At 62.8% G+C, this 15,733-nt stretch carries 13 protein-coding genes; 5 read left to right on the top strand and 8 right to left on the bottom strand.

The annotated features are described in order from the left end of the window. Window positions 1-84: 84 nt before the first annotated feature. The 3 genes from FOF45_RS15865 to FOF45_RS15855 all read left to right on the top strand — a co-directional run bounded on the left by FOF45_RS15865 (window position 85) and on the right by FOF45_RS15855 (window position 5,054). Window positions 85-1,809, top strand: coding sequence for a gluzincin family metallopeptidase (locus FOF45_RS15865; protein WP_158986541.1), 1,725 nt, complete (start codon window positions 85-87; stop codon window positions 1,807-1,809). Window positions 1,810-1,905: 96 nt separating this feature from the next. Beyond that, the gene (locus FOF45_RS15860) at window positions 1,906-4,053 is read left to right on the top strand and encodes a DNA/RNA non-specific endonuclease (protein ID WP_158986539.1); all 2,148 of its coding nucleotides are present in this window, start codon (window positions 1,906-1,908) and stop codon (window positions 4,051-4,053) included. A 503-nt stretch (window positions 4,054-4,556) separates the two neighbouring features. Beyond that, window positions 4,557-5,054 carry an Ohr family peroxiredoxin gene (locus FOF45_RS15855; protein ID WP_158986537.1) on the top strand — a complete coding sequence of 166 codons (498 nt, stop codon included), beginning with the start codon at window positions 4,557-4,559 and terminating at the stop codon, window positions 5,052-5,054. A 22-nt stretch (window positions 5,055-5,076) separates the two neighbouring features. Here FOF45_RS15855 and FOF45_RS15850 read toward each other — a convergent pair whose 3' ends face one another. The 3 genes from FOF45_RS15850 to FOF45_RS15840 form a co-directional block, all read right to left on the bottom strand. Further along, window positions 5,077-5,505: a DUF2231 domain-containing protein gene (locus tag FOF45_RS15850; RefSeq protein WP_158986535.1), complete on the bottom strand. Its 429-nt coding sequence runs from the start codon at window positions 5,503-5,505 to the stop codon at window positions 5,077-5,079. Continuing rightward, complete coding sequence (locus FOF45_RS15845) at window positions 5,502-5,846, bottom strand: hypothetical protein (protein WP_158986533.1); 345 nt, start codon at window positions 5,844-5,846, stop codon at window positions 5,502-5,504. The genes FOF45_RS15850 and FOF45_RS15845 overlap by 4 nt, the downstream gene beginning before the upstream one ends. 69 nt (window positions 5,847-5,915) lie before the next feature. Continuing rightward, entirely contained in the window at window positions 5,916-6,566 is a 651-nt protein-coding gene (locus FOF45_RS15840; protein WP_233264239.1) for an RNA polymerase sigma factor, read from the bottom strand. Window positions 6,567-6,940: 374 nt separating this feature from the next. Here FOF45_RS15840 and FOF45_RS15835 point away from each other — a divergent pair, with 374 nt between their 5' ends. Then, on the top strand, window positions 6,941-7,306 hold the full coding sequence (locus FOF45_RS15835; protein ID WP_158986529.1) for a ribonuclease E inhibitor RraB: 366 nt from the start codon (window positions 6,941-6,943) through the stop codon (window positions 7,304-7,306). A gap of 853 nt (window positions 7,307-8,159) precedes the next feature. Here FOF45_RS15835 and FOF45_RS15830 read toward each other — a convergent pair. Continuing rightward, window positions 8,160-9,086, bottom strand: coding sequence for a DNA-binding protein (locus FOF45_RS15830; RefSeq protein WP_158986527.1), 927 nt, complete (start codon window positions 9,084-9,086; stop codon window positions 8,160-8,162). Window positions 9,087-9,187: 101 nt separating this feature from the next. On the opposite strand from FOF45_RS15830, the gene FOF45_RS15825 reads away from it, so the two are divergent. Then, window positions 9,188-10,264: a site-specific integrase gene (locus FOF45_RS15825; RefSeq protein WP_158986525.1), complete on the top strand. Its 1,077-nt coding sequence runs from the start codon at window positions 9,188-9,190 to the stop codon at window positions 10,262-10,264. 72 nt (window positions 10,265-10,336) lie between these two features. Here FOF45_RS15825 and qatD read toward each other — a convergent pair whose 3' ends face one another. From qatD to qatA, 4 genes are all read right to left on the bottom strand, one after another. After that, window positions 10,337-11,152, bottom strand: coding sequence for a Qat anti-phage system TatD family nuclease QatD (gene qatD, locus FOF45_RS15820; RefSeq protein ID WP_233264164.1), 816 nt, complete (start codon window positions 11,150-11,152; stop codon window positions 10,337-10,339). Next, window positions 11,145-12,524 carry a Qat anti-phage system QueC-like protein QatC gene (gene qatC, locus FOF45_RS15815; RefSeq protein WP_158986521.1) on the bottom strand — a complete coding sequence of 460 codons (1,380 nt, stop codon included), beginning with the start codon at window positions 12,522-12,524 and terminating at the stop codon, window positions 11,145-11,147. The genes qatD and qatC overlap by 8 nt, the downstream gene beginning before the upstream one ends. Beyond that, the gene (qatB, locus tag FOF45_RS15810) at window positions 12,521-13,108 is read right to left on the bottom strand and encodes a Qat anti-phage system associated protein QatB (RefSeq protein ID WP_158986519.1); all 588 of its coding nucleotides are present in this window, start codon (window positions 13,106-13,108) and stop codon (window positions 12,521-12,523) included. The genes qatC and qatB overlap by 4 nt, the downstream gene beginning before the upstream one ends. Window positions 13,109-13,395: 287 nt before the next feature. After that, window positions 13,396-15,336, bottom strand: a complete 1,941-nt coding sequence (gene qatA, locus FOF45_RS15805) for a Qat anti-phage system ATPase QatA (protein ID WP_158986517.1) — start codon at window positions 15,334-15,336, stop codon at window positions 13,396-13,398. Window positions 15,337-15,733 lie beyond the last annotated feature (397 nt).

The raw sequence follows: 15,733 nt of genomic DNA, 5'->3' as shown, positions 1-15,733 counted from the left end.
AAGGCGCCGGAAGTCTGGGAGTTCGAACTCCGCGACGATCTTGCGGGGATCCGGCGCGCGCGTCTGCCATCTCCGGATCCCAACATGCCGACACGGCGGCGGCTGCGCGCGTTCTCGCACGACCCCAGCCGCAGTCGCTATGAGGGCGCGCACATCACCTTGTCGATCCCGTACGAACCGCTGAAGCCAGGACCGGCCGGAGCGGTGTTCATCGTCGAGGACATTGACGAGAAGACCGGCCAGGTGACGACGCCGGTCGATCTGGAGCAGCACAAGCTGTTGATGGAAGACGGCCTGCCCCCGAGCAGCAGCCACCCGCAGTTCATGCAGCAGATGGCGTACGCGGTCGGCATGGAAACCTACGAGCGTTTCCGCTTCGCGCTCGGGCGCGACCCCGGCTTCGGGCCGTTGGGTGTGGAAGGCGAGAACGACGGCAAGATGCGCATCCATCCTCGCTTCATGCGCGAAGACAATGCGTACTACGACCGCGAGCTTGGCGCCCTGTGTTTCGGATACGAGCGCGCGGCCGAGTTTGCGCAGCTCCGCAACCAACCCGGCAGCAATGTCTACATCGTGCTGTCCCGCGACATCATCGCGCACGAAACGAGCCACGCGCTGCTCGATGGATTGCGCCCGAACTTCCTGCGGCCGACGCACCGCGATGTCTCGGCGCTGCACGAAGGTTTCTCGGACCTGGTAGCGATCTTCCTGCGCTTCGCACAGCCCGAACTGGTGCGGCAGGCGATCGAGGCTTCGCAGGGCAAGGATCTCGATTCCAGCCTGCTGGTGGAAATCGGCCATCAGTTCGGCTTCGACCTGATCGACGGGCACAACCCGTTGCGAACCGCGATCCTGTCGCCGGGGCTGAGCGATACGGTCGTCGACCGCAAGTACGGCTACGACGATCCGAAGAAGGAAGAACACGACCTCGGCGCCGTGCTCGTATCGGCGGTGTTCGAGGCGTTCCGGCGTATCTACCAGCGCAAGACCGAGAAGCTGCGTGGCGCGCTCGAACTCTATCGGCAGCGCCTGCCGTCGGAGGCGATCTACCTGCTGGCCGAGGAGGCCACGCAGATCGCGCGGCGCTTCCTCAACATCGTCATCCGTGCGATCGACTACTGCCCGCCGATGCACTGCAGCTTCGGTGAGTACCTGCGCGCGATCATCACCGCGGACACCGAACTGGTGCCGGACGATCCGATCGGCTATCGCGAAGCGTTCGTCACGTCCTTCCGCAGGTACCGCGTGACCGTGCCGGATGTGCCGGATCTTGGCGAGGAGAGCCTGTTGTGGTGTCCGCCGGAGTCGGGACGAATCGCCGTGCCGGAACTGGATTTCCGTCATCTCGGACTGGTATTCGCCGACGGGCTTTGCGATTGGCCGGTCGATGACGGCGGGCGTGCCGTGCAACGCGCCGCCAACGCATTCGGAAAGGCCGTGTGCAGGTCCGATCGCGCCCGCGACTTCGGCCTGGTGGCACCGAGCCGCAGCGTACTGCCGCCCAAGATCGTCTCACTGCGCACATTGCGACGCGTCGCCATCAGCGGCGATGTCCGCTTCGATCTGGTCGCCGAAGTCGTACAGAAACGCCGCGTGCGCGAAGGCTGGTTCCTCGGTGGTTCGACTGTCGTCGTGTCGTCCGATGGCGTGGTTCGCTACGCCGTCTCAAAGCACCTCGACAGCAAGCGCCGGCTCAAGGCGCAGCGCGATTTCCTGCGGACGCAGAAGCAGGACGTGCGCGACGCAGCGTGGGCGGAGCAGTCGGTCGTCTCGGCCCGCCTGCAGAGGAACGTCCACAGGCGTCGATAGAGTTTTGAGTCCGTTCCAGGAGGAATGGCGCATGTCCACATGCATCGACGTTCGCGATTCGTCGCGCGATATCGAGGTCACTCTCGGAGACCCGCCATGCGTGATCGGAATGCCACGGCGGACCGCAAACGCAGCGTCATGCTCAAGGCTGGAGAGCGGTTTGCGGGAAAAGGAGAGGAGCGGGCGCGCACTGCCGCCAGGCTCGCGGCAGGCGGGCCGCTCGCAGCCGCCAGTCCCGCATTGCGGGACAAGTACCTGGCGCGCGAATCCACCAAGGCGATGAGGGCGATCATCCGGACACCCGGAAGCCCGGGACCGTTCCTGGAACGGCGCATCGGCCCAGCCCTGGACTGGGACCTGACCGCGCCGACGACGGAGGCACGCCGTGCCGGTCGACCGGTCGCGCGCATCGTTGGCCTCGACAACGGCCGCATCGTCGATGGTTACGCGACCGGCTTCGTGATCGCTCCCGGCCTCCTGATGACGAACTGGCATGTCTTCGACAGCCCCGAAGACACGGACTCGTCCGGCGCGCAGTTCGACTTCGAGCTCGACGAAGTCGGAAACTCGCGGGCCACCGCCGTCTTCGAGTTCGATCCGGCGCGATTCTTCTACAGCAATGAAGCACTGGACATCGCAATCGTCGCGCTGGCCGATCGGCCGCACATCGGCGCCGGCGCGCTGCGCGATTTCGGCGCAGTGCCGCTTATTCCCACGCTCGGCAAGATCCTGGTGGGGCAGGCCGTCAACATCATCCAGCACCCAGACGGCAGGATGAAGCACTACGCGCTGCAGAAGAACACGGTGTACGTGGAACCAACGCCGGACGACCTGTTCCTGATGTACACCACCGACACGCTCGAAGGATCGTCCGGATCGCCGGCTTTCAACAAGGACTGGGAACTCGTCGCCGTCCACCACGGCGGGGTGCCGCGGGTGGAGAACAACCGGATCATGACGCTGCGCCGCACCGAGTGGCGCAAGGGCATGCCGGAAACCGACATCGACTGGGTCGCCAACGAAGGCGCTCGCGTCAGCAAGATCCTGGCGCATCTGCACGATGCATCGCTCGGCAATGCCGCACATCAGGCGATCCTGGCCCAGGTGCTTGGGGCGGCACACGAGGTCGTCAATGAATCCGAAGGCCCGGCGACAGTTCCTGTGCCTTCGCTGGCCGTGACATCGCCGATCGACACGCCGCCCTCTGGAGAGCTCGCGATGAACAACATCACCGTCCACGGTACGGCCCACTTCTACATGGGAGGCGCGCCGACGGCCCCGGCGACACCCTCGGTGGCAGTGACTCGATCGGCCATTGCCGTCGCTCCGGCGGCGCTTGAGAAGAAGCTGCGCTTCGATCCCAACTACCGTGAGCGCAAGGGCTACAACGAGAGGTTCCTGACGGGCTTCCGGGTGCCGGCACCGGATGCGCCGGACGATGAAATCTACGTCGGTCCGCGCAATCTGAAGTACCTGAAGTATCACCATTACACCGTCGCAATGCACAAGGATCGGCGCCTCGCGCTGTGGACGGCGTCGAACGTGGACTACGACCCGGAGAAGCGTCGCGGTTCCCGCGACGAGTTCGGCGAAGACGAATGGAAGGCCGATCCGCGCATTCCGATCGAGCAGCAGATCGAGGACCTCGAATTCTACGAGCCCGCCAAGAAGTTCGATCGCGGCCATCTTGTGCGCCGTGACGATTCGGCCTGGGGCGAGACGCCGGAGGAGGAGGAGTTCGCCAATGCCGACACCTTCCACTGGACCAACTGCTCGCCGCAGCACGAGGAGTTCAATCGCGACATGTTCCAGTACCACGGCCTGTGGGGCGGGTTGGAGAACCACATCGCCAAGCAGGCGCAATACGTCGACAACAAACTGATCGTGTTCGCCGGCCCCGTGTTGGCGACCAACGATCCGTCGCACGATTTCGGTTCGGGCATCAAGGTCCAGATGCCGATGGCGTTCTGGAAGATCGTGGTGGTGGTCGAAGGGGAGGGCGATGCATCGCGGCTGCGCGCGTACGGCTTCATTCTGGATCAGTCAGACATGATCGAGGAACACGGCCTTGAGCGCCGCTTCCGCGCGGGCAAGTTCGTCGCCCACCAGGTGCCGCTGTCGGAGATTACGGAACGCAGTCGGGTGGAGTTCGTCGAAGCGTTGCACAAGGCTGACCCGCTGGCCGGTACTACCGACGAAGGACGCCGGGTGCTGATCAACATGGACCAGCTGGTACTTCGCTGAGCGAGCGCGACTCTCATTGAGGTCTGCAGCATCAGCGCGGCCTGGTGACATGATCTCTCGCAATCGTGTCACCGACCAACGGTCGTTAGACGAGTGCGTTTGAGCGTAGAACATCTTATGCAGATGGCGAATTGTCGCCGCATAATTGCGATGGCTGTCATCTCAAGGCAGTAGCGCAGGGCCGTGCGGGTCCTCGTGCTGTTCCCGTCAGAGTGTCGCTCACGGATCAGGCGCGACTCGACGAACCGAACCCGGCAACAACGGCTCCACGATGCCGCGAGCCTGCATCGGCTCACACCAATCCGTTTGGCCACTCCGCGCCTATCGTGTCCTGACGTCGCCAAGGAGATCTCCGCGCAGGGGCGGCCCTGCACGGTGGGCGTGCGCATTCGCTCGGACGCAACCATCCGCGCCCCGATATGCACTCGCAGTTCGACGCTGCCGCGTGTCGCTCGCACCGGCCCGTCGTCCTGCGCTCTAGAACTCAAAGAAAGGAAGATTCAATGAACGCGGTAATCGACAAGCAGACTAGTGGCAGTTCAATCCAAGCGCGTCAGATAGAGAAGGTACTGTTCACCGGCAGGACCCACACCGCCGCCAGTCCACGCGAAGGCTCGGCGCGCGCCATTCATGACCGGCTGGACATCCAGACATCGGCATCCGGCTCCGGCACACAACAGGAACAGGTCTTCGCGTCCGCGCTGCCGCATCCTACGGCGGAGCAGCTGTTCGCAGGCGCCTGGTCGGCCTGTTACAGCGGCGCGCTCGTGCTGGCCGCACAGGAGATGAAGATCAAGGTACCTGCCGATCTGGCCGTGGAGATCGAAGTGGACCTGGGTCAAGCTGGGAGCGACTACTTCCTGCAGGCGCGATTCAACGTGATCGTGCCTGGGGTTGCTCGCGAAGTCGCAGAGGAACTCGCCCACAGGGCCCACCAGACCTGCCCGTATTCGAAAGCGACCCGGGGCAACATCGACATCGCGGTGAACGTCACGGTCTAAGGACAACGTCCGCTTCCGATGGTCAGGCCCCGTGGCGTTCCCGTACTCCGATCCCATGCTCGTACACGAGCTTCCCACCGATCCTTCCTGCAAAGCACATGACAACGAAGCCCGTCGCGCTCAGCGCTATGCCGAGCGCATCGGGCCGAGTCAGCGTCGTTCCATCCAGTCGCGCGAACAGGCTCGCGGCGTAGCAGCACCAGGTGGCCATCATGAGCAGCATGTGGCGATTGACGTCACGGCTTGCTGGACTGTTGGCGCCTACTTTCAGAAGCTCGATGAAACCCGCTGCCATTGCGGCCAGGGCGGTGAGTGTGCCCACCACGATCGATATGCCCGCAAATCGCCATGCGGGTTCTCCCCACAGCAAACTGGCAAGGTCGCCCGCAGTGGCCAGCGACCACGTGGCGATCGGAAAGTGCACCAGGGCAGGGTGCAGCGGGTGTCTCATATACCGAGAACCGCGCTCAACAGCGTGAGGAAGCCCGTCACGGCGACGCCGGCGTGGATCAGGACCACACCCTTCGGAGCGACCTTCTTCTGCAGGTGGATCGACGCGAGATAGAAGCCTCCGAGTGCAGCGAGCACCAGCAACCCCAAGGCTGCTGTGACGCGTCCTGCTGCCTCGCCCTGCAACACGACGACGACCAGGAGCGCCAGGCCAGTAGCGCCCAGCAAGGCGTGGAGGAGCGAAATGGCCCAGGGCGCCAATCGCCCCCTGAGCACGCTTGAGGCCAGCACGAGTCCGCCAAGTGCGGCGACAGCGAAGATGCATAACGCATAGATCAACATGTCGATTCTCCGTCAGGTCAGGATGCGAAGTGCGGCGATGGGATGTCACTCGCCGCGCGGGTAAAGCTCTTACGCGCCAAGTCGTCGCATCACCGCGTCGGTCATGCGATCGCAGCGGGAACCCAGGAACGGGAACACATCGGTCAAGGTTCCCGACAGGGTGTCATGCAAGGCCGTACGCAACAGGCGTCGCGCGCGATGCAGGCGCGTCTTCACCGTTTCGGTGCGCAGATCCAGGCTCGCGGCGGTTTCCTCGACCGTGCAGCCTTCGATCTCGCGCATGACGAACACGATCCGGAACGCTTCTGGCAGGCGGTCGATGGCCTCTTCCAGCAGCATGCGCGCCTGCTCCCGCGCCGCCGCGACCGCGGGGTCCTCGTAGCCGAACTTCGCGGGAAAGGGAACGATGCTTGCGTTGTCCATCTGCGACACCTCGATCTGTTCGACGTCCACTACCCATCGACGCTGGCGCTGTCGCCCGTGCGCTTCGTTCAGCACGATTCGCGTCAGCCAGGTCAGCAGGGCTGCATCGCCGCGAAACGTGGAAAGCTTCTCGAATGCGTGCGCGTACGCCTCCTGGACTACGTCTTCGGCCTCGGCATCGTCATTGACCACGCCACGCGCCACGCGGAAAAGGCGCTGGTTGCAGCGCCGCATGATCTCGCGGAAGGCGTCGCGATCGCCATGCTGCACCGCATCCACCAGTGCAGTGTCATCCATCGAAGCGTAGTTGACGCGCAGCGTATTGCCTGGCCTGACCATGATGTTCTCCTCGCTCAACACATGGGATGCAGCAACGGGAAGAAGGTTCCCGGCCTGGCATCGATCAGCTCGTCGGCACCACCAGACGCGGTCTCGCGGTGACCCGCAACGTCTGCTTCCGTTGCCTGCGTCGGCGGCTGATGAGCAGGAAGCCAGGGCAGGGGGTAGAACGCGAGCCCCCTACGGCTATGCCCCTCTCTCGCTCACTCGCGATGGAATGCGTGTTCCAATTGCCAGCGCAAGGACATGCTCATCGAGCACCGGGATTCTTCACCCTGGTATCGGAGCAGCCAATCCAATCAACCAGACCAGCGGGTCGGAGCAGGACAGGTATGGCCATAATCGACACATTGATGGCAACTGCCGTAGCGGACTCGGACCTCCTCCATAAGCTCGATGCTCAGGGAGACCAGTTCGGCATCGCGCGCAACGTTGAGTTCCTGCTTCGCGCCCCCTCCGCTGAGAAGGCAACCACCGTCGCCAGTTTCATCAACGACTATCAGTACGGGGTCGCGACAGCCCAAGGCTTGGACGATTCGCCCAGCATCTTGGTGGTTGTCCATATGCCCATTGAGCAGCACGCGATCCAGTCCGTTTCCGGATTCATGGCCTGCGTCTGTGAGTTGTTCGAGCTGGATTACGACGGGTGGGGATGCCTCGTCCAGACGCAGGGCGTGAATGCGCACTCAAACCAGTGAGGTCGAGAGCAAGTGTCCGCTTCTGGGCCAGTATCGGACATCAAGAGGCGTCATAGCTGCCGTAGCCGTTCAGAGGAGGCGACACGGCGGAAGGTGGGGTAGGTGCTAATGCCCGCTTCCGACCCAAAGCGGTCATTGGGAACCATCAGCTTATGAGAATGCACCGATGCTTGGTTGGCGTTGGATTGGCGGTGGCCGCACGCGGCCTTTCGATTGGCCTTCTGTTCGTCTTGGCAATCGGCTGCTCACCCGACCGGTTGTCGGAGTCGCAGTGCCGCGCTATCCGAGCCCGGGAGATGGAGTATCTGCGGGCAATCAGCGAGCCCCCCTTGGACCCGAAGTGGGTCGAGGAATCGGCGAAGAAATCACTACGTGCCTGTCTTTCCGGAACGCAGTATCGGAGCGCGGATTACGAGTGCGTAAAGTCCGCCGAATCGAACGAAGACATGAGTCGCTGCATGGCCGATGCCCACGAAGCATTGCGTGCGCCGGCTAGCCCGGACTCGCCATGATCATCGAACGACCGCTTCTGGCCGAGTCATTGGGGCAAGGCTGGCCCTCAGGCCAACAGGGTGGGCGTCGCATCGAATCCATCCGACGGGAAGCGGGATAGGAACCGTTGCAAGCCACGTGCCGTGGCCCTGAGCCATCTACGAAGCTTCGCATAATGCATATTATGTAAACGTCGAAGTTGCTGCAGCAGTCGGCGCGGCGGTTGTCGGGCTTCCCTAGTTGCTGTCCTCTTGACCTTAGTTCCTGTCCCACATTGATTTGTAAGGGGTTTTTGGTCGCGAATGTGGACATTAATTAGGGCCAATTTCGCACCTGCTGACTCTGCTGACACCAATCAGGGTCAACGTTGTTTAGGGCGCTTGCTAGCTGCTGCCGACCGTGTCGCTTTGACCGCCGAGTGGTTCCGGCGTAGCGCGGCCTCCACATTCGCTGGAAGGTCCGCCAACCGTGCCAACTGCTGCTCGAGCGTGTCGGCACGGGCCCTTTGCATATCGCCCTCGCGCAGGGACTCTTGTAACTGGCGTTGGAGCGCCTCTCTGGTCTGCCGCTCGATGGCGCGTTCCTGATTCTGTTGCCGCGCCTGGATCTTCGCCTCAGCCTGCAGTCGATTGGCATCCTGCCTCGCACGATCTATCTCCGTCGCTGCCCGCTCTTCGGTGCCGCGTAGTTGCTGCAGCAGAGTGTCGCGCTCGACAGCAGCAGCCAGAGCCGTGGCCTCCGACCGGGCGCGCATCTGCGTCAGTTCAGCGGCCAGTTCCGCCTGCCCGATTTCAGCGTTGCGTAGTTCGCGTTGAAGCTGTTGCAGCTGCGCAGCTTGCGTTTCGAGCAGGCGTTGTAAGTCCCCAAGTCGCGTCTCGGACACCTGCAATGCAGCACGAGCCTCGTTGGCCTGGTCTTCTGCGGCCTGAAGCTGGGCGTCAGCCGCAAACTCGCGCTTAGCGAGCGCCTCGCGAGCCTCTGCAAGTACGGCATGTTCGTCTGCCAGGCCTGCCTCGGCCTCGGCCCTGGCGTGCTGCAACGCCAGTTCCCACAGCTTGCTGGCGACGGCGGCGACCTCGTTCGGCGCTTCCGGCAACGCCAGTCTCGACTCCTGTGACGCTAGACGCGCGCCGGCAGCACGCCACCATGTCTCGAGCCAGCGCGTGACGGTGTTTGGCGAACCGGTGCCTAAGTGGCCGCGAATGCGTTCGACCGTCGGTCGCTCGCCGCTTGCGAGCACCGCATAAGCGGCGGCGTGAACGTCATTCTCGGTAACACCCTTGGCCATCCGGTCCTCCTACTGCGCGATGAGTGGCAGCTGACGTCTATTCGCGATAAGAGATAATTATCGTTAGTACGCGCAAGATTTCATAACGTACATTACATAGTATGAAACGAAATAGCACATTGCCCGCGATGCCAGCGACGGCCGCCCTGATCCTGCCGGACCAACTGGCCCAGCAGGCCGCCGACGCGGTGCGCGAACTGCTTGCCGAAGCAGCAGCCGCCAACACCACCCGGAGCTATGCCACCGCCCTGCGCTACTGGGCCGGCTGGCACCACGCCCGCTACGGCGTCGACCTGAGCTTGCCGGTCAGTGAGACCGTAGTAATTCAGTTCCTGATCGACCACATCCAGCGCAAGAGCAAGACCGGCCTGGTCAGCGAGCTGCCGCTGGTGATGGACCGGGCGCTGGTCGCCGCTGGTCTCAAAGCCAAAGTCGGGCCGTTGAAGCTCTCAACCGTCGTCCAGCGGGTGGCGGTTCTATCTACGGCGCACAAGCTCAAACGCTTGGCCAACCCGTGCGAGCTACCCAGTGTCCGCACGCTCCTGAGTCGGGCCCGCCGTGCGGCGGTCAAACGTGGCGAGCGACCGACCAAGAAGACTGCGATTACGCGGGCCGAGCTCGAGGCCATGCTGGCCACCTGCGACGACAGCCTCGAAGGCCTGCGCGACCGTGCCCTGCTCTGCTTTGGGTTCGCCAGCGGTGGGCGCCGGCGCAGCGAAATCGCTGCCGCGGACATGCGCGATCTGCGCAAGGTCGGCGACGACGGCTACATCTACCGGCTGGAGTACTCAAAGACCCAGCAGGCCGGAGTGAAGGCGGATTCCACGCCGGACAAGCCGATCCTGGGGCGAAGTGCTGAAGCGCTTTCGGACTGGCTTGAGGCCGCGGGAATCTGCCAGGGAGCGATCTTCCGTCGAGTCTGGAAGGATCGGGTGGGCCCTGCCCTACTTCCTGGTTCAGTGGCTACCATCGTGAAGCGCCGGGCACGGTTGGCGGGCTTAGAAGGCGACTTTGGTGCCCACAGCCTGCGGTCGGGGTTTGTCACAGAGGCTGGCAAGCAAGGCGTACCACTCCCAGCGGTCATGGCTATGACGGAACACCGCTCCGTGGCTAGCGTGATTGGCTACTTCCAGGCAGGTGCAGCGGAAGATAATCCAGCGGCGCGTCTCTTGAAGTAGTGAAGGACCAGACCTCTGTGCGAGGTGCGCTGCTCTCTTTGCACCTCCAAAGTATCCCCCATCGCAATCCCATCAACCGAACAGGTCTCCCTCCATGGTTCGTGGGTTGCGTGACCGGTGACCCGCCGCTGGCGCGGTGAGCGATCCGTAATTCTCCAGGATCCGGCGCTCAAGCATCTGACTGTCGGCTCCGATCAGCTCCGACAGCCCCACAACCGTCGAGGGAATGTCGGTGGGACGGGATGGACGGCCTCCGATCTGCACGAACGGACCATCAGTCTCGGTCAGGACGCGATCGAGCGGCAGCGAGCGGATCAGCGTCGCACTCTTCGGTGACGAAACCATCTCCGAGTTGATCGAAAAGTAACAGCCCATAGCAAGAGCCCTGCGGGCCTCAGAGGGGGTGCCAGTGAACCAATGGAGGACCGGGACACACGAGCCCGAGCGCAGGGATCGCTCAAGATGCCCTAAGACCTTGGAGACGGATCGCACACTGTGGATGCTCAGCACCTTCCCACCCTGCTCGTCGCAGGCCCGGAGGATACGCTCGAAGACCCGCTGCTGCTCGGGGAAGCTGGCGTAGAACTGTGAGCCGGCATCCAGGCCGATCTCACCAACGAACCTCGCCTGCGCCAACAGGCCTTCGAACAATCCGATTTCATTGGAGCGGCTCGCGACCAGCTGTGGATGCAAGCCCAGCGCGACCTTAACGAAGGGCGATCCCGCCGCGAGCTGCACGTTCCGTTCGAACGCCCGGGGCGTGGTCGTGATGGCAAGTGTCGCTATCCCGAGCCGATCGCAGTCTGCGATTACGCCGGGGTGGTCGGGGTACAGATCCACATGGCAATGCAGATCGACCCACCTGCGCTCGATGCGGCGATCAGCCACCACCCGGCCTCGAGACTACGCCATTCAATAGCGCAGCGACCTCGCCTATCCCATCGCGGTAGACCTGCTCATAGGCACCCCAGTCGCCGGGATGGTCGGTCAGCGGTCCGGGCTTATGGATGTCGAATCGTGCGCGCTGCGGTCTGGCAGCCAACTGCGCGATGGCAAACTGGAATGACCTGACGTGCTCCCCCGTGGCCCGGGTCGAATCAAGTGCCTTCGCCCCTAGATATTCGAGCTGATACTCGGTGTCGTCGGCACCGAATCCGTGGAGCAGTGCGGCGCGTCGGATCAGACAGGGCACACAATGACCACAGTTCTTCGCCTGGCGCCGTTGCTCGTCCTGATCGAATCGCATCTTCGCTGGTGATGAACAGGACATGGTATTGGCGGCCGCGGCCCGGAGGAATGCTGCGTCCGCGCATTCTGCCACCATCTGGCCCTTCGTTCGGTGCCTGTAGCGATTCTCCAGCCTGGATGTGAGCCCGACGCTCCGCAGCAGCTCATTGAAACGTGCCATGTAATAGGGATGGGTCGTCCGGGTGCTCAATGCGCCAAGACGCAGAGGATCCAACGGTACATTGAGTGAGATCAGACCATTCTCGGGCACATGGATGACCGTGCCTTCGCCGATCGCATCGGCCGCCAGCGCCGCGAGCGAGAAGAAGAGGAATGACCTGCCACGCAATGTGTCCTCGTCGTGCGAATCGGCTACGGCACCCTTTGGGAAGCCCACATACGCGCGCACCGACTCGAAGGTCCCTTCGCCGAAGTGTTCTTTGAGTGCATCGAGACAAAGTTTCTGATGCTTGCTGGCAACACGGTCCCAGTAATGGCTTACGAGGAGGATCCGCTCGCCCCCGCTCAGCAGATCGATGGCACCGATGAAGCTGTCCAGGCCGCCAGAGAACAGGCAGACCGACTGGGGCTTCTCAGTCAGCGTTCCGGTGGACGCGGGAATGAGGGTCTGCACGGAGACTGCCCGCTCCCGAAATGTGATGAACCAAATGTCCCCTGTCAGGAAGTTGAGTGTGCGCTCAATCAGTAATCCAGCATCCGTCCACACGCGACTGTCGGACACCGGGACGCACAGTTCGATCTGGCGAGTCCAACCATCCTGCGCATCCGAATCGCGACTGATTCGTGTATCTGCAGCCGTAATGGCCGCCGCCAGAACAGCCAGGTCCAGCGCCCGCTCTGAGGGACGCAGACCCATCGACTGCAGTTGGGTGATGGTGTCGCCGATCTGATGGTCGATCGATGCGAAGCTGCCATAGCGCGGAAGTTCGGTGACGAATCCACCCGTCAGACGCTGCCCCGGATCGGCCACGTCGTCCGCGCCGATACGCATAACAAGTGTATGCCTGCTCATTCGACGTCTCCTGCAGTCGCCGAGACAAGCTCGAACGACGCCCGATAGATGCGATCGACCATCCCCGAGATCTCTGACTCGGGCAGATCCCGCACACGGTCCAGAAGTGTCCCTAGATGTCCGCGGACGTGCCCATCGACGAACTGGTGCAGATCTTCCTGTACCAATTTCGCTTCCTCTGCGCTCATGGGCCTTTCAATGGCCCGGTGCCCCAGATCGGCCACGACACGTCCTTCGATCGTATGGATGACAAATCCCAAGAAGAACTCAGTAAGCTGATCGGCAGTCAGGGAACCGAAGTCGCCGACACCCTGGTCCGCCATGTCGCAGATCGTATCGAGCATGGCCTGTCTGGCGATGGCCTCATCGACACGCCCGCCGGGCGGACACATCACCTCGGTGAGTGCGAGGAACACCTCAACCGCCGGACGCCCCGCAAGGCCACCCAAATTGAGACGCTGGAGGGCTGCGACCGGTCCGTTGCGTTGCACATCGCCAATCAGTCCGAGCAGCTGAGCCCCGGTGACGCGCGATGACCCCATCCTTTTGGCCGCTCCGGCCGCACCACCCGTTCCCTGCCTCACATACTGCGATACCGCCCTTCGGAGGGAGTCACGTTCGCGGCTCCCAGCGAACCGGGTGAAATTACCGCGCGCCGTACCCAAGCCACCCGCAGAAGCTGCGCCGGTAAGCGGCCCGGTGGGCGCAGCGGGCGGTGTCGCAGCAGGCGGTGGAGTTTCCGGTGGAGCGCCGGGGACTGGGGCTGGCGCTGGAGCCGGAGCTGGCGGAGCCGCTGCACCGGGCGCGACCTGATCGATCCAGTCCGGCAGCAGGCCATTGGGTGGGCCGCCATAACTCTTCGACGTCCCCATCAGCGACCCTCCTTCATCGTAAGGGCCGCAGTGGTCGCAGCTTGCAGTTTCTTGTTGACGGTCTGCGACGCCCAGCTATTCAACAGATCGTCGTAGTCCTTCTTCACATCCACATTCGTGAAGCTGGCATCAAAAGCCGCAGCGAGCCAAGGACCCGCCTTCTTTAGGTCCACTTCCTTTGCGAAGCCCAGCAACCGTCGCTGGAGTGTCGGATGTTCTGCGGCGAGCGAGATCAGTCCACCAATACCCTTTGGCTTGGCCGCGAAGTTGTCGGTTCCCAGAATCCGCAGGCGTACGATGTCGAAGACTTCCTCCGCCGCAGGGCCAGGGAGCCTGCGAACCTCGGCGGCCGCCCCACGCACTTCGAGTTCGGAGCCCATAAGCTGATCGGCCAGCGCAGTGAGGTGACCGGACGCACTCGCACCGCCGAGCGCAATCCGCTTGTCGCGTGTGACGAAGATGTAGGGCCTCAGATCCTTGCCCGACAGCGGCGGATCCAATGCGATCCAATTGCGCACCCATTCGTTGTTCGCCCACCCTTCCATCTCGGATGCGTCATCTGCCTTGCCGACTTTTCTGAGCAGCGTTCCAGCCGGTATTGGGGTGGCCGGGTGCGACGCGCTGCGCACGCTGTTCTCGAAATCGATGATCTGTTGGGGCTTTCCCTCATGCGCGGCGACCACGAGCCTCACGAGATACTCGAAGAAGTCGTTCTGGAATCGCTCGGCGAGGATCAGCTTTGCGAGGATGGGAACGGAGATATCGGCGCTGAAGCCGCGCTCCTCTCCGATTGCATGCCGCAGTAGCATCGAGTTGAGGAAACGCTTGACCTGCCTAGGGTTGCCGCGCGTTCCATCCGTGAGCATGTCCGTGAGCTGGCTCCCCAACACCAATGCGCGATCGACGCCCTTGGGCAGTTCGTCTTTACCCATGGCGGCCACTAGCGCTGCCCGATCGAGCCCCTTGCTGAGCCAAGGCCGCTTCATATCCTCGCGCGCGGCAGCCAGCAGCTTCTGGAACCTCTCATCCTGCGCGCCCAAGGCCGCCTCCACCATCAGCAGCGTGATGTAGGTGCGGGTCTCAGCCGGACCCAATGCGGGTATGCGAAACGGCACTTGGATCAGCTTCTCCAGATAGTTCCTGGCGTAGCTCACAGGCCCAGAGTTCGGGGGGAGATCGGGGAAGTGTTCCCTGACCGCATACTCGATCATCGCTTCGTCCGCACCGATGACAAATGCCGTGCGCTCCACAAACAGGAACAGCCGGATGGCTTCGAGCGTGGCAATCGAGGTTTCGGGCAGACAGCGATCCAGGTCATCGACGATGACAACGAGCTGATCGATCTCTGCCGCATCGAGCAGCTCCACGAACTCCTTCCGGAAGGCATGGATGTGGGCAGGGATACTTTCTTCCTCTGCAGGCTTGAGAAGACCCGCCGTCTCATCGACGAAACCCTCAAGGTCCTCCCGCGTCAATCCCTCTGCCTGCTTGCCGAGGTACTGCTTCGCCGCGCCAATCAGATCGCCGATCTGATTGAAGGTAGGAAGCCCCGTAGCCACATTGAAGGCCAAGCCGCCCGCCTTCTTCGCCGCCTTGAGCCAGTCAACCCGCTTGAGCAGTTTTTTGGCTGCATCTTTGACCTTCGTGGAGTTCGGGCGCCTGCGCAGAAGCTCCTCGATGATGGTCTCTATGATGACGGTCTTGGCGTCCTCGAAGCCCTCGAATGCCCAGCCGTTGAACCACAGGCATTGCACCTTGGGTTCCTTTGAAAGCGCGTCCTCCGTCATTTTGAGGACACTGGACTTGCCCGCCCCCCAGTCACCGTGCACGCCGACCGTCAGCGGTGTCTTGGGTGTGTCCCTGATCAGCCTGACCACCGTCTTAGCGATCGCCTCGTAGTGCAGAAGATCGGTCGCCGTCTCCTGATCGTTCAAAAACATTTGTAGCCTCCTTTGCCCAAATGTCCGGCGCCCTCCCAGGGTCCGGCAGAAAACTTGAGGGAGCGGTATAACCTCATAGGCGATCGTTGCCCATTCGCTATTCAATAGCCCGCGCTCGGTCTACGCCTGCCCCACCCCGTGCCCATCTGAACATCGCCCAGCACCGTGTGCAATCGTCCAGCAGCCACACTCTCCTCCCGCTAGCAGGGCGCCCCGCCGCACACCGGCTACCTACCTTCCAGCAGAACAGCCCCCTGACCGATAGCCCCGGAACGCTGGATGCGGCATCGAACCACCACCGCATCAGGTGGTCTACCGGGAGTACGCGCCCGGGTCGGGATCTCAGGGCGCCTGAAGGACCGTGGCGCGTCTGGCAAAGAGGCCGTATAAAGCCGGT

It is taken from the genome of Lysobacter panacisoli, from assembly GCF_009765165.1.
Lineage (GTDB): Bacteria > Pseudomonadota > Gammaproteobacteria > Xanthomonadales > Xanthomonadaceae > Lysobacter_J > Lysobacter_J panacisoli.
This window is presented reverse-complemented; position numbering and strand designations above follow the sequence as displayed.

Excerpts from the sequence above, each read along its gene's own strand:
- FOF45_RS15860 (WP_158986539.1), top strand. The coding sequence starts at position 1,906 with ATGCGTGATCGGAATGCCACGGCGGACCGCAAACGCAGCGTCATGCTC.
- FOF45_RS15830 (WP_158986527.1), bottom strand. The coding sequence starts at position 9,086 with ATGGCCAAGGGTGTTACCGAGAATGACGTTCACGCCGCCGCTTATGCG.
- FOF45_RS15835 (WP_158986529.1), top strand. The coding sequence starts at position 6,941 with ATGGCCATAATCGACACATTGATGGCAACTGCCGTAGCGGACTCGGAC.
- FOF45_RS15845 (WP_158986533.1), bottom strand. The coding sequence starts at position 5,846 with ATGTTGATCTATGCGTTATGCATCTTCGCTGTCGCCGCACTTGGCGGA.
- FOF45_RS15850 (WP_158986535.1), bottom strand. The coding sequence starts at position 5,505 with ATGAGACACCCGCTGCACCCTGCCCTGGTGCACTTTCCGATCGCCACG.
- FOF45_RS15855 (WP_158986537.1), top strand. The coding sequence starts at position 4,557 with ATGAACGCGGTAATCGACAAGCAGACTAGTGGCAGTTCAATCCAAGCG.
- FOF45_RS15840 (WP_233264239.1), bottom strand. The coding sequence starts at position 6,566 with ATGGATGACACTGCACTGGTGGATGCGGTGCAGCATGGCGATCGCGAC.
- qatA (WP_158986517.1), bottom strand. The coding sequence starts at position 15,336 with ATGTTTTTGAACGATCAGGAGACGGCGACCGATCTTCTGCACTACGAG.
- FOF45_RS15865 (WP_158986541.1), top strand. The coding sequence starts at position 85 with ATGCCGACACGGCGGCGGCTGCGCGCGTTCTCGCACGACCCCAGCCGC.
- FOF45_RS15825 (WP_158986525.1), top strand. The coding sequence starts at position 9,188 with ATGAAACGAAATAGCACATTGCCCGCGATGCCAGCGACGGCCGCCCTG.
- qatC (WP_158986521.1), bottom strand. The coding sequence starts at position 12,524 with ATGAGCAGGCATACACTTGTTATGCGTATCGGCGCGGACGACGTGGCC.